The organism is Streptococcus sp. A69 (assembly GCF_058556195.1).
Map to the genome: position 1 here is coordinate 732535 of NZ_JBZUJU010000001.1, position 12785 is coordinate 745319.

Consider the following 12785-nt stretch of genomic DNA (forward strand, 5'->3'; position numbering starts at 1 on the left):
AGTTGCACTATAAGGTGTGCGCACCGAATTTTCATTGTTTCAAATTCATTTTTAAAATCAGCCCACTTTCACTACTTCCAACCACCTGTTCACAATCACCACAGGCTCCCTGAAGATCGAATATAGTTACTTTTCTGATTTATTGAGAATATTATATGTTATTGTTCTATCTTTGTCAAGATTTTTTTATGATTTTTTTCCTGAACCGAGTATTTCTTCGGAAATTCTCACCAAAGTCTGAACGATATAATCAACCTCATCATCACTTAATTTTGTATGAAGAGGGAGCGTAATTTCATTTTCAAAGAAGGCATAGGCTCTTGGATAATCTGCCATATCAAAGCCAAGATTCTTATAAGCTGTCAAGAGAGGAAGCGGTTTGTAGTGTACATTACTTGCAATTCCTGCTTTGGCCAATTCTTGGATAATACGATTACGCTCTTCTAGACTAGCACCTTCTACATGGGTGATGTAGAGGTGACGACAAGATTCGACAGTATCAGTCTTGTGTGCCAGTGGGTGAATACGAGTACCCGCAAAGCCACGATTATAGCGATCCACGATGTCCTTACGACGTTGTAGCAAACCAGGGTAACGATCCAATTGTACCAAACCTATCGAAGCCATGATATCCGTCATGTTGCACTTATAGGCTGGTGTTACGATATCGTACTCCCATGAACCCAATTGCATCTTAGCAAGAGCATCCTTAGTCTGACCATGAAGGGAAAGGATTTGGAATTCCTTGTACATTTCTTCGTCGTCAATCGCTGGATTGGCCTTCCAAGTCGCACTTCCTCCCTCAGCCGTTGTAAAGTTTTTAACGGCATGGAATGAGAAGGAAGTAAAGTCAGCGATAGAGCCCGCAGGGTGTCCTTTATAAGTTGATCCCAAAGCATGGGCACTATCAGAGACAAGCACAATACGGTTAAAGACCTTTTGCCACTTACTTGAAGCAGTAAAGAGATCGCGTTTCTTCTCCACAATTTGGAACAAACGATCATAGTTGCAAACAATCCCTGCAAGGTCTACTGGGATGATCACCTTAGTTTTCTCAGTAATAGCTTGCTCAAGCAAGTCATAATCCATCTCAAACGTATCTGCTTGAATATCCACCATGACAGGTGTTGCTCCTACGTGAGTGATGACACTACATGAAGCTGTATAGGTCATGGCTGGAACGATGACTTCATCACCTGGTCCCACTTCCAAAACACGTAAAATCAACTCAAGAGCCGCAGTCGCAGAGTTGAGACAGACAGTCTTAGGTGTCTGTGTGTAAAGAGACAAGCGACGCTCCAGTTCTTTTGTCTTCGGACCTGTTGTGATCCAACCAGAACGAAGGGTATCCGCTACTTCAGCAATTTCTGCTTCTGTAATATCGGGTGGTGAAAATGGAATATTGTAATTTGGCATTGATTTGCTCCTTTTATCTGTACTCATTTTCTCATGACTACTTTATTTTAGTACCTCAAACACGGTTTGAAACATGATTTTGATGTCTCCAAGGAAACTAAACTCTCGGAGATAGGCGAGGTTATAGCGCATCTTTTCAGGAAGGACATGTTCGACATAGGCCTGGTCAACTGACAGACCTTTCTCCGTCATTTGACTGATGATCGTGTCCTCATCCTTGTAGTTGATACTAGCTGGAGAGGTGATTCCTGCTGGCAAGAGCAAGGTCGCCATCATTTCAGGACTATACTGCTCCGTGTAGCGTGGCACCTCAGGTCGTGTCCCAACAAAGGACATCTCGCCTTTAAGGACATTGACTAGCTGAGGTAGTTCGTCCAAGCGCACACGGCGAATGAAATTTCCCACTTTGGTAATACGGCTATCGTTAGCAGAAGTCACTAGACTTCCTTTTTTATCCGCATCCGTTACCATAGTACGGAACTTCCAAATCTTGAACGAACGGTTGTACTGGGTCACGCGCTCTTGCTTGTAAATGACAGGTCCCTTGCTATCCAACTTGATCCAAATGCTCAAGATAAGAAAGATGGGAGAAGTCAAAATCAGTAAAACCAAGGCCAGAACCCAGTCCAGACAACGCTTGAAGATCAGCGAACCTTTCCTTTTAGAGACAAGCTGGTAGTAAGACTCAACCTCGCTTGATTGCATTTCCACGGGCAAGTCTTCCCATTTCAGCATGCTGTTTCTCCTTTGTTTTTATTATACTATTTGTCAACATTTTTCATTATACCACAAAATGGAAAAGGCGGTGCAAGAAATCTGTAATTTAGAGGAATTCTTCTTTAGGTAAGAGCCCCTGCCTGCAAACTATACATCTTGTGATAGGTTCCTCCCAAGGCCAAGAGTTCCTCATGGGTTCCACTCTCAATGATGCGTCCCTTGTCCAAAACATAAATGCAGTTGGCGTCCTGGATGGTCGAAAGGCGGTGGGCGATGGCAATGGTCGTCCGTCCTTTTCTCATTTTAGCCAGAGAATCCTGAACCAAACTTTCTGTCTCCGAGTCAATATTGGCTGTCGCTTCATCCAAAATCAAGATTTTAGGCTGACTGGCGACTGTTCTGGCAAAGGCAAGAAGCTGGCGCTGACCAGTAGAAAAGCTCGAACCACGCTCGGAAACAGGGGCATCATAACCCAGCGGAAGGTCCTGAATAAAGGAATCTGCATCGACAAAGGCAGCTGCAGCCTGAATCTCTTCATCACTAAGTTCTTGATACATGGCAATATTTGACTTGATAGTCCCGTGATAGAGGAAGGGATCCTGTAAGACCAGACCGATGTTCTTTCTCAGCTCTTCCTGACTGTAGTTTCGGATATCCACACCATCCAAGAGAACGCGGCCTGACTGAAATTCATAAAAACACATGAGGACATTGATAATCGAAGATTTCCCAGAACCTGTATGTCCTACAAAGGCAATGGTTTCTCCCTTGTTAACAGAGAAAGAAATATCATCTAGGATCTGGTGTTTGCCATCATATGAGAAACACACATGTTCAAAACGGATATTGCCTTCTTTGACTTTAGCTTGCCCATCTTTTTGAAGAGGCTCATAGGTCGTTTCGTCAATCAAGGCAAAGACACGGCCTGCAGATACCATAGACGTTTGAAGGGTTGAAAAGTTTTGCGTCACCTCAATCAGGGGATCAAAAAGTCGGTTGATGTACTGGATGAAGGCATACATGGTTCCAGCTGTTATCCCGATAGACAGACCACGGTAACCAAAGTAAGCCATCAAAACGGCGTAGCCTAGAAGTTTCAGCAAACTCATGGCAGGTCTCAAAAAGAGGGCATCCAAGGCTACAGAACGGTTGGCATAGACCAAGTGTTCTTGGTTGATTTCATCAAATTCTGCCTGCAGGCGCTTCTCTTGATTAAAGGCCTGGATAATCCTGATTCCCTCGATATTCTCTGCCAGCTTACTATTGATATCCGACAAAAGACTTCTGGTTTTTTCGATGACTTTCACTGACTTTTTCCGATAGAGATTGACCAAAAGGAAAATCAAGGGTAGAAATAGCAAAACTAAAGCTGTCAAACGAAAATCCAGCACCAACATGGTATACAGAGTTGTCAGAAAGATAAAAACTGCTGAGATAAAGCTGGATAAAATCCCTGAAAACATATCACTGATAGTCTCGGTATCATTGGTCAAACGAGAGACGATGGAACCTGCTGGCGTCTTGTCAAAATAAGACATGCCCAGTTTCTCCATATTGGCAAAGGCATCTCGACGAATATCTCTGACAATAGTGTAGGACACCCTCGCAAAGAGAAGATTGCCAACATACTGGACCAGAGTTTGCAGGATATAGAGGCCATAGTAGGCTAATAAAACTGTAATAGCAAACTGATTGAGATTGCTGAGGTACTGGTCGATAAAGTGGGAAGCTACAAGGGGAATGACACTTTTAATGACCGTCGTCGCAAGGAGAAAACTGAGTGCCAAAAAGGTCAGGAGTCCATAGGGCTTGAGATAAGACATCAAGCGCTTCAATACAGCCCATTGTTCTTGCTTATTCTGCATCTTCTTCTCCTTTCATTTCCAACTGCTGAGACTGGTAGGTTTGGGCATACCAGCCATCTAGAGCTAGCAGGTCTTCGTGCGTACCTCGTTCGATAATCTGTCCATTTTGCAGAACTAAAATCAAATCTGCATGGACGACTGCACTGAGACGATGGGCTGTGATGATAGTTGTCTTATCCTTCCGCATCTCCTTGAGATTGTCGATGATCGCATACTCTGTCTTGGCATCCACGGCTGACAAGGAATCATCTAAAATCAAGATATCAGGGTCTAAAATCATCGCCCGACTCATAGCCAGGCGTTGCTTTTGACCACCAGAAAGACTGACTCCCTTTTCACCGATAACTGTATCAAATCCCTGAGGCATGGCTACAATATCTTGGTAAACTTGGGCTAGCTTAGTCGCTTCCTCGACTGCTGAAAGGGGCAAGTTAGGATTTCCAAAGCGGATATTGTCTAAGATAGAGGTCGCAAAGAGGAACTGGTCCTGAGGAACATAGCCCATGAGACTGCGAAGGTCTGTCAGACGATAGTCCCGAATATTGTGACCATTTAGATAAATAGCTCCCTTATCCACATCGTATTCGCGTAAGAGAAGCTTGATCAAGGACGTTTTCCCAGAGCCTGTCTGTCCGACCAAGCCAAGAGTTTGCCCTTTTTCTAAACTAAAGTAAATATCCGTCAGTGTTTCCTCATTTTCAAAGGCAAAACTATCAATATCGTACTCCAAGCGTCCATTTTCAATACCGTCCAGAGGACATTCAGGATCTTTTACAGGTGATTCCTGAGATAAAAGTTCCTCAATTCGCTGATAGGACACCTTCCCTCGCTGAGTAATATTAAAGAGGAAACCAATGGCCATAAGAGGCCAGACCAACATATCCAAATAACTGATAAAAGTGACCAGATTTCCAACTGTTATTTGCCTCTCCTGCACCATCAAGGAACCGACCAAAAGGGTTAAAACATAGGATGAACCAACAAACAAGAGAACCATAGGATCAAAGAGACTATCGTATTTCATGGTTTGGAGATTCTTTTGGAAGGTCAATTCATTGACTGCCTGAAAAGACTCTAGCTCGTCCGCCTGATAACCGAAAGACTTGGTCACTTTAATACCCGATACAGACTCCTGCACCTTGTTATTGAGCTCAGAAAAGGCAGCCTGTGATTCGCCAAAGGCCTTATGAGTCTTTCTCCCAAGACGACTGGTCGCATAAGCCATGAAAGGCAGGGGAAGAATGGCAACCAAGGTCATTTGCCATGAGATACTAAAAAGCATGGTTAGCAAGGTCACCAGCGCCGTGATAGAGGCATCCACCGCAGACATGACTCCTCCACCTGCGAGACGAGTCAAGGCATTGATATCATTGGTTGCGTGTGCCATCAGGTCTCCCGTCCGATAGGTCTGATAAAAGGCTGGCGACATCTTAGTAAAATGCTCAAACAAGCGAGAGCGCATAATCTGCCCTAGACGATAAGAAGTTCCAAGGATATACATGCGCCAAACATAGCGCAGATAGTACATACCAAAAGCTGCCAGCAGTAGATAAAATAGATTAAAAAGGAGGTCCTGATGGGTTAATTGTCCCGACGTAATGGCATCAATCACCCGTCCCATGACCATGGGGGGAATGAGATTGAGGACGGAAACCAAGATCAAGGCCACAATCCCGACTAGATAACGGCGCTTTTCTAACTTGAAAAACCACCAAAGTTTTTGAATAATGGACATAAAATCCCTTTCTGATTACAAATGGAAACCTGAGGCCAAGACTCAATGAAAATCAAAGAGCAAACTAGGAAACTAGCCGCAGGCTGCTCAAAGCACTGCTTTGAGGTTGTAGATAGAACTGACGAAGTCAGTAACCTACATACGGCAAGGCGACGTTGACGCAGTTTGAATTTGATTTTTGAAGAGTACAAGACCCCAGGTTTTTCTTATTCATAAGTTACGACTGAGACGACACCCTTGTCATACTCAGCGATAAAAATATTGGCCACATTGTCATACCCTTGTTTACTGAGGTTATCAAGCAGCCATTCTTCGCTCCGACCAATGGTCTCCAAAATTTCAACTTGGATCACACCGTCTGTGACAACAGGATACTTGGGATTCTCATCTCCCATTTGGACTACGATGAGTTGACCATTTTGCTCCTGCATCGCTCGTTTGACTTGTTTCATTTGGAAAATTCCCTGACTACGGAGCTTAAGAGCTACGTCCGCTGCTGACAAACCAACCGAACGGCAGGCTTCTGGATCAATCTTCCCATTTTTGATGAGCAGGGTTGGCTTCCCATCAATCAAACGTTTCACAAAGTGAACATTGTTGTTCAGCCATTTGAGAGTTAAAACCAGAATAGTCCACATAATCAGGATAACTGCATACTGAAGGATACTGATGGCACTATTGTAAATCACCCCACCGATGATCCCCCCGAGTACATAGTTCTGAATTTGATCTATTGCTGAGTTAGGCGCTAGGTTGCCCTTTCCGGTCACATTAATTACAAAAACAAGAGAAAAGAGACCCAAGGCTAGTTTGATTAAAATTTCCATATAATTGAGTGTCATTTGTTCACCTCCACCAGTTCAATTGCATCTGTTTTATACAATTCGACTTTCTCTAATAGGTACTTGTCTGGCTCACTGCCGTTCAGGGCACGGTAATAGCGATCTCCGACCTTGATAAGTGCGCCATCAGTGTCGGCAGAAGTATTGACATAAACCTCTGACTTGTCTACTCCCAATTCTTTGGAAACAAGCTCGATGAAATGAAGTGAAGCTTGAAATTTATTATTAGATACTTGATTGTTTTGATAAGTCGTGATGCTGACCAAAAGGAGAGCTAATAAGGTTAAGGCTGAAATCATGACCAACTCACGAAATTTGGTCCCCTTTTTATCATGATAAGCCTTGAAGGCCAAAAATCCTGTCACAGCTAATAAAACAATCCCTAAACCAATCATGATACCATTTTGCTGACCGATTTGGCTGAGGACATAGTCATAAGAATAGAATTTCATGTATTTTCACTCCCTTTCATAAAATCATTCTTCATTATAAACGAAAGAGGGTGATTTTTCAAACCATACGTTGGGGAAATACGTCTTTTTTTGGTATAATATAGTCTGTAATCTGAATGAAAAAGGTAACTTTATGAAACTCATATCATGGAATATCGATTCCCTCAATGCAGCCCTAACGAGCGACTCAGCTCGTGCAAAATTGTCCCAAGAAGTCCTACAAACCTTGGTAGCCGAAAATGCTGATATTATCGCTATCCAGGAAACCAAGCTTTCTGCAAAAGGGCCTACAAAAAAACACTTGGAAATTTTAAAAGAACTCTTCCCAGGTTATGAAAACACTTGGCGTTCCTCTCAAGAACCTGCTCGCAAAGGCTACGCTGGAACCATGTTCCTCTATAGGAAAGAACTCACACCAGCGATTAGCTTCCCAGAAATCGGTGCCCCTTCTACCATGGACTTGGAAGGCCGCATCATCACCTTGGAATTTGATACATTTTTCGTGACCCAAGTATACACTCCAAACGCTGGCGATGGTCTCAAACGCTTGGAAGAGCGTCAAGTCTGGGACGTCAAATACGCTGAGTATTTGGCTCAACTAGACAAAGAAAAACCAGTCCTTGCAACCGGTGACTACAACGTAGCCCACAAGGAAATCGACCTTGCGAATCCTGCCAGCAACCGCCGCTCACCTGGATTTACAGACGAGGAACGTGCTGGGTTTACCAACCTTTTGGCAACTGGATTTACTGACACCTTCCGCCATATTCACGGTGATATCACAGAGCGCTACACTTGGTGGGCGCAACGCAGCAAGACTTCTAAAATCAACAATACAGGCTGGAGAATCGACTACTGGCTCACTAGCAACCGCGTGGCTGACAAGGTGACCAAGTCTGACATGATTAACTCAGGTGCGCGTCAAGACCATACGCCCATTGTCATGGAGATTGAGCTCTAAGGAGAAAGCTAATGGACTATCAAGCTGTCATTCCTGAATTTGTAGTATCTGACCTCGAAAAGTCACGCAACTTCTACTGCGACTTGCTGGGATTTTCTGTCGAATACGAGCGTCCAGAGGAGAAATTTCTCTTCCCCTCGCTTGAAGACTGCCAACTTATGCTAGAAGAAGGCAGCACAGAAGAATTAGCCCAACTAACCTATCCTTTCGGGCGCGGTGTCAATATTTCCTTTGGCATTGAAGATGTCCCTCAGCTCCACCAAAAACTGCTGGAAGCTGACTATCCTATCCATCGTCCGCTGACCAAAAGAGAATTTCGAGTGGGAGATAGCTTTATTTACCCTCATGAATTTGCAGTTTTGGATCCAGATGGTTATTTTTTAAGATTCAGCGAGTAGAAAAATAGAGACTGGAAAAATCTTTCAAATCAGAAAAAGGCATATTGTCAGGTCTTGAAAAATCCTGATAATGTGCCTTTTATGATGAAAAAATCTTCTAATACTCTTCGAAAATCTCTTCAAACCACGTCAGCTTCCATCTGCAACCTCAAAACAGTGTTTTGAGCAACCTGCGGCTAGCTTCCTAGTTTGCTCTTTGATTTTCATTTAGTATAAATGTTAGCCTACAATTGAGCTTTTGCTCTTTTTTGTTCAATTTGTTCGTTTTTTATATCTAAACATTAACAAAATATTTGATTTATAAAGTTAATTAGTGTAAAATAAAAACATTGGCGTCAGCTTATTTAAAATTGAATATCATTTTACTTGTTTATGTCGTGAATTGGCACGACGTTTCTACAAGGTGCCGGAACACCTAACAATGAGTAAGTCTGCTGAAGGTATGGGTTGGGCCATACCTGTTTGGAGAGCTTGCTTATCTGTTAAGTAGGCTCTTTTTCTATTTCCTGCCAGAATCTCTAAACAAGCAAATGAATCATCTTTTAGACTTTAGGAGGTCTTATGAAATTATTAGAAGAGCGCATCCTCGAGGATGGGCATATCTTGGGGGACAACATCCTCAAGGTGGATTCCTTTTTAACCCACCAAGTTGACTTTAGCTTGATGCGAGAGATTGGTAAGGTTTTTGCGGAAAAATTCGCTTCTGCTGGCATTACCAAGGTCGTAACCATTGAAGCTTCAGGCATTGCCCCAGCCATTTTTACTGCCGAAGCCTTGAATGTTCCCATGATTTTCGCCAAGAAAGCTAAAAACATCACCATGAACGAAGGTATCTTAACTGCCCAAGTCTACTCCTTTACCAAGCAGGTGACCAGCACTGTTTCCATCGCTGGAAAATTCCTCTCACCAGAGGACAAGGTCTTGATTATCGATGATTTCCTAGCAAATGGACAAGCTGCCAAAGGCTTGATCCAAATCATCGAACAAGCCGGAGCAAAAGTTGAAGCGATTGGTATTGTGATTGAAAAGTCTTTCCAAGATGGTCGTGATTTGCTTGAAAAAGCAGGATATCCCGTCCTATCACTGGCCCGTTTGGATCGTTTTGAAAATGGTCAGGTCGTATTTAAGGAGGCAGACCTCTAATGCAAAAACAAGAAAAACACTCGCAAGCAGCCGTTCTTGGCTTGCAGCACTTACTAGCCATGTACTCAGGTTCTATCCTGGTTCCCATCATGATTGCGACAGCTCTTGGCTATTCGGCTGAGCAGTTGACCTACCTAATCTCCACAGATATCTTCATGTGTGGGGTGGCCACCTTCCTTCAACTCCAACTCAACAAATACTTTGGGATTGGACTACCAGTCGTTCTCGGAGTTGCCTTCCAATCCGTCGCTCCTTTAATTATGATTGGACAAAGTCACGGTAGCGGAGCTATGTTTGGTGCCCTTATCGTTTCTGGGATTTATGTAGTTCTGATTTCAGGCATTTTCTCAAAAGTTGCCAATCTCTTCCCATCTATCGTAACAGGCTCTGTCATTACCACGATTGGATTGACCCTGATTCCTGTCGCTATTGGAAATATGGGAAATAACGTCCCAGAACCAACTGGGCAAAGTCTTTTGCTTGCAGCCATCACTGTTCTAATCATCCTCTTGATCAACATCTTTGCCAAAGGATTTATCAAGTCTATCTCCATTTTGATTGGTCTGGTTGTTGGAACTGCCATTGCTGCTACCATGGGCTTGGTTGATTTCTCCCCTGTTGCAGCAGCACCGCTTGTCCATGTCCCAACTCCCCTCTACTTTGGGGTGCCAACCTTTGAAATCTCCTCTATTGTCATGATGTGTATCATCGCAACGGTGTCTATGGTTGAATCCACTGGTGTTTACCTGGCCTTGTCTGATATTACCAATGACCCAATCGACAGCATGCGCCTGCGCAACGGTTACCGCGCAGAAGGTTTAGCTGTCCTTCTCGGAGGAATCTTTAACACCTTCCCTTACACAGGATTTTCACAAAACGTTGGTTTGGTTAAATTGTCAGGTATCAAGACTCGCCTACCAATCTACTACGCAGCTGGTTTCCTAGTTCTCCTTGGACTCCTTCCTAAGTTTGGCGCCCTCGCCCAAATCATTCCAAGCCCTGTCCTTGGAGGGGCCATGCTGGTGATGTTTGGTTTTGTTTCCCTTCAAGGGATGCAAATCCTCGCCCGTGTTGACTTTGCTAACAATGAACACAACTTCCTTATCGCAGCTGTTTCCATCGCTGCTGGTGTAGGTCTAAACAACAGTAATCTCTTCGTCAGCATGCCGACAGCTTTCCAAATGTTCTTCTCAAACGGAATCGTCGTAGCCAGCATACTGGCCATTGTCCTCAATGCAGTATTAAACAGGAAGAAGAAATAAGAAAAAGAGGTGTGAGCCTCTTTTTTGTTTCTTATATCCTCACCTGTCTCTCATCAGACCGCTGGCCTGTGACAAACATGGTAAAGGTTGCTTTGCAGACATTTCTGCCTTCTTGATTGGTGATATCAACATCTACCACACAGGTTGTGCGTCCATGATGGACACATTCTCCTTTAATGGTCAGCACATCGTCGAGTTTTCCTGCCTTGAGGTAGTTGATAGAGGACTGGAGCGTCACTCCATCAAGTCCCAGCGAAATAACCACCAAACCACTGATCTGGTCACAAAGAGTAAAGAGATAGCCACCATGGGCATTGCCATAGTAGTTGAGCGACGAGTCCACTACTTTGGTCGTCACCTCAACGTGACCAGCTCTCATTTGTTCAATTTCGTAATTTTCAAAGGCAGATATAGCGTCAAAATGAAAATCTTTCATCGTTTCCTCCTGATATTTCAAACGACCCTATGATACTACTTTTTATAGGACTGTGCAAGGAGAAAGCTCCTAGTCGGGTAAAATTCCGACCTGTTCTACAAAGCGCATAAAGGCTGCCTGTCCTTGTTCCGTCTGCTTGTAAACCCCCGCGTCCCCCAAAACACGTGCAAAGATAGCACCCACAGAGTCCTTGACGATTTCAAGGGCTTTTTCTTTATCTGCTAGGTCCAGATGTTGGGCTTTAAGCTGGTCTGCCCATTCCTGATGATAGTCGGCAACTGTAACCCCTTCTCCCACGAGGTAGCTGGCAACTTGCTCCACTTCTGCCTTCAAACGAGGTGGCAAAATAGCCAAGCCCATGACCTCAATCAAGCCGATATTTTCCTTCTTGATATGTTGGACATCCTTGTGGGGATGATAGATACCGTCAGGATGTTCTGCAGAAGTCTGATTATCTCGCAATACCAAGTCCAACTCAAACTGACCGTCGCGTTTACGAGCAATCGGTGTGATGGTGTGATGCGGTGTCCCGTCTGTCTCTGCCAAAATTTGCACTTCAGGGTCTGAATATTGTCGCCATTCCTGTAAAATCTTGTTCGCCAAGTTAATCAAATCCTCTTTGAAATCCGAAGTCAAACGTAGCACTGACATAGGCCACTTGACAATCCCAGCCTTGACCTGCTCAAAACCAGCAAATCGGAAAGCCTTTTGCAAGGGAGCCAATTCCATAGGAAATACGTGACGTCCTCCCTGATAGTGGTCATGGGTTAGAATAGAGCCTCCCACTATCGGTAGGTCGGCATTCGAACCCGCAAAATATCCCGGAAATTGCTCTACGATCGCCAGCAGACGCTCAAAGCTCTGACGACTAATGGCCATGGGACGATGCTGGCCGTCTAAGAAGATACAGTGCTCATTAAAATAAGCATAGGGCGAATACTGGAAGCCCCACTCCTGACCCGCCATTTCAAAACGGATAATGCGGTGATTGCTGCGAGCTGGATGGTTAATTCGACCATGATAGCCTTCGTTCTCTATACAAAGCTGACACTGGGGATAATTGCTAGCTTGCACCAACTTGGCTGCTGCAATCTCCTTTGGATCCTTTTCAGGCTTAGAGAGGTTGATGGTAATCTCAAGTTCTCCGTAGTCAGATGGAACACGATAAGCAATATTTTTTGCAATGGCCTTGAGTTTGATGTAGTCATTTTTCTGGCTAAGTTGGTAGAAGTCCGCAATTGCCTGTTCGGGAGATTGGGCATAGGTTGCCCAGAAGTCACGATTGATCTGACTTGGACAAGGCGTTACCAAGTCCATTAGTTCAGCACCGAGGATTTCACGCGCAGCCTGACTATCCTCAATCGTCTCTAATCGAACCGCTTCCTCAACCAACTGGTCTTTGAGGTCAATCACTTTATCCAGATTGGTCTCAACTTCCAAAACACCTTCGCCTACTCGTGCCAAAACACGATTGGTCAGGTAGATTCGATCCATTTCCTCAAATGAACTTTCAGCAATAACGTGTGTTACAAATTTATCTACTAAGGTCACGATAGAG

12 protein-coding genes, 1 riboswitch and 1 other annotated feature (1 of these 14 running past the window's edge) are annotated in these 12785 nt (G+C 44.1%); of the genes, 4 read left to right on the plus strand and 8 right to left on the minus strand.

Annotated features, from left to right (window positions below; translation table 11 throughout):
• Positions 1–152: a binding site (T-box leader), on the minus strand; it reaches 80 nt to the left of the window's first position.
• 34 nt (positions 153–186) lie between these two features.
• From AC4ME5_RS03775 to AC4ME5_RS03800, 6 genes are all read right to left on the minus strand, one after another.
• Positions 187–1416: a DegT/DnrJ/EryC1/StrS family aminotransferase gene (locus AC4ME5_RS03775; RefSeq protein ID WP_001134487.1), complete on the minus strand. Its 1230-nt coding sequence runs from the start codon at positions 1414–1416 to the stop codon at positions 187–189.
• Positions 1417–1458: 42 nt separating this feature from the next.
• The gene (locus AC4ME5_RS03780) at positions 1459–2151 is read right to left on the minus strand and encodes a sugar transferase (protein ID WP_000922228.1); all 693 of its coding nucleotides are present in this window, start codon (positions 2149–2151) and stop codon (positions 1459–1461) included.
• Between the two features lie 104 nt (positions 2152–2255).
• A complete protein-coding gene (locus AC4ME5_RS03785; RefSeq protein WP_084873447.1) occupies positions 2256–3998 on the minus strand; it encodes an ABC transporter ATP-binding protein in 1743 nt (580 codons plus the stop codon).
• Entirely contained in the window at positions 3988–5733 is a 1746-nt protein-coding gene (locus AC4ME5_RS03790; protein ID WP_491800015.1) for an ABC transporter ATP-binding protein, read from the minus strand. Before AC4ME5_RS03790 ends, AC4ME5_RS03785 begins: the two co-directional genes overlap by 11 nt.
• Positions 5734–5939: 206 nt before the next feature.
• Positions 5940–6575 carry a DUF421 domain-containing protein gene (locus AC4ME5_RS03795; RefSeq protein ID WP_220107137.1) on the minus strand — a complete coding sequence of 212 codons (636 nt, stop codon included), beginning with the start codon at positions 6573–6575 and terminating at the stop codon, positions 5940–5942.
• Complete coding sequence (locus AC4ME5_RS03800; RefSeq protein ID WP_000675323.1) at positions 6572–7027, minus strand: DUF3290 family protein; 456 nt, start codon at positions 7025–7027, stop codon at positions 6572–6574. Before AC4ME5_RS03800 ends, AC4ME5_RS03795 begins: the two co-directional genes overlap by 4 nt.
• A gap of 133 nt (positions 7028–7160) precedes the next feature.
• On the opposite strand from AC4ME5_RS03800, the gene AC4ME5_RS03805 reads away from it, so the two are divergent.
• From AC4ME5_RS03805 to AC4ME5_RS03820, 4 genes are all read left to right on the plus strand, one after another.
• Positions 7161–7988: an exodeoxyribonuclease III gene (locus tag AC4ME5_RS03805; protein ID WP_491800017.1), complete on the plus strand. Its 828-nt coding sequence runs from the start codon at positions 7161–7163 to the stop codon at positions 7986–7988.
• An 11-nt stretch (positions 7989–7999) separates the two neighbouring features.
• Entirely contained in the window at positions 8000–8386 is a 387-nt protein-coding gene (locus tag AC4ME5_RS03810; protein WP_491800019.1) for a bleomycin resistance protein, read from the plus strand.
• Positions 8387–8732: 346 nt separating this feature from the next.
• Positions 8733–8828, plus strand: a riboswitch (purine riboswitch).
• A 119-nt stretch (positions 8829–8947) separates the two neighbouring features.
• The gene (locus AC4ME5_RS03815) at positions 8948–9529 is read left to right on the plus strand and encodes a xanthine phosphoribosyltransferase (RefSeq protein ID WP_084939890.1); all 582 of its coding nucleotides are present in this window, start codon (positions 8948–8950) and stop codon (positions 9527–9529) included.
• Positions 9529–10791 carry a nucleobase:cation symporter-2 family protein gene (locus tag AC4ME5_RS03820; protein WP_061588687.1) on the plus strand — a complete coding sequence of 421 codons (1263 nt, stop codon included), beginning with the start codon at positions 9529–9531 and terminating at the stop codon, positions 10789–10791. Before AC4ME5_RS03815 ends, AC4ME5_RS03820 begins: the two co-directional genes overlap by 1 nt.
• Positions 10792–10822: 31 nt before the next feature.
• On the opposite strand, the gene AC4ME5_RS03825 is transcribed toward AC4ME5_RS03820, so the two are convergent.
• Entirely contained in the window at positions 10823–11227 is a 405-nt protein-coding gene (locus tag AC4ME5_RS03825) for a PaaI family thioesterase (protein ID WP_491800021.1), read from the minus strand.
• Between the two features lie 69 nt (positions 11228–11296).
• On the minus strand, positions 11297–12778 hold the full coding sequence (locus AC4ME5_RS03830) for a UDP-glucose--hexose-1-phosphate uridylyltransferase (RefSeq protein ID WP_491800023.1): 1482 nt from the start codon (positions 12776–12778) through the stop codon (positions 11297–11299).
• Between the last annotated feature and the right edge of the window lie 7 nt (positions 12779–12785).

Coding starts and splice junctions, on each gene's coding strand:
- AC4ME5_RS03775 (WP_001134487.1), bottom strand. CDS start 1,416: ATGCCAAATTACAATATTCCATTTTCACCACCCGATATTACAGAAGCA.
- AC4ME5_RS03780 (WP_000922228.1), bottom strand. CDS start 2,151: ATGCTGAAATGGGAAGACTTGCCCGTGGAAATGCAATCAAGCGAGGTT.
- AC4ME5_RS03785 (WP_084873447.1), bottom strand. CDS start 3,998: ATGCAGAATAAGCAAGAACAATGGGCTGTATTGAAGCGCTTGATGTCT.
- AC4ME5_RS03790 (WP_491800015.1), bottom strand. CDS start 5,733: ATGTCCATTATTCAAAAACTTTGGTGGTTTTTCAAGTTAGAAAAGCGC.
- AC4ME5_RS03795 (WP_220107137.1), bottom strand. CDS start 6,575: ATGACACTCAATTATATGGAAATTTTAATCAAACTAGCCTTGGGTCTC.
- AC4ME5_RS03800 (WP_000675323.1), bottom strand. CDS start 7,027: ATGAAATTCTATTCTTATGACTATGTCCTCAGCCAAATCGGTCAGCAA.
- AC4ME5_RS03805 (WP_491800017.1), top strand. CDS start 7,161: ATGAAACTCATATCATGGAATATCGATTCCCTCAATGCAGCCCTAACG.
- AC4ME5_RS03810 (WP_491800019.1), top strand. CDS start 8,000: ATGGACTATCAAGCTGTCATTCCTGAATTTGTAGTATCTGACCTCGAA.
- AC4ME5_RS03815 (WP_084939890.1), top strand. CDS start 8,948: ATGAAATTATTAGAAGAGCGCATCCTCGAGGATGGGCATATCTTGGGG.
- AC4ME5_RS03820 (WP_061588687.1), top strand. CDS start 9,529: ATGCAAAAACAAGAAAAACACTCGCAAGCAGCCGTTCTTGGCTTGCAG.
- AC4ME5_RS03825 (WP_491800021.1), bottom strand. CDS start 11,227: ATGAAAGATTTTCATTTTGACGCTATATCTGCCTTTGAAAATTACGAA.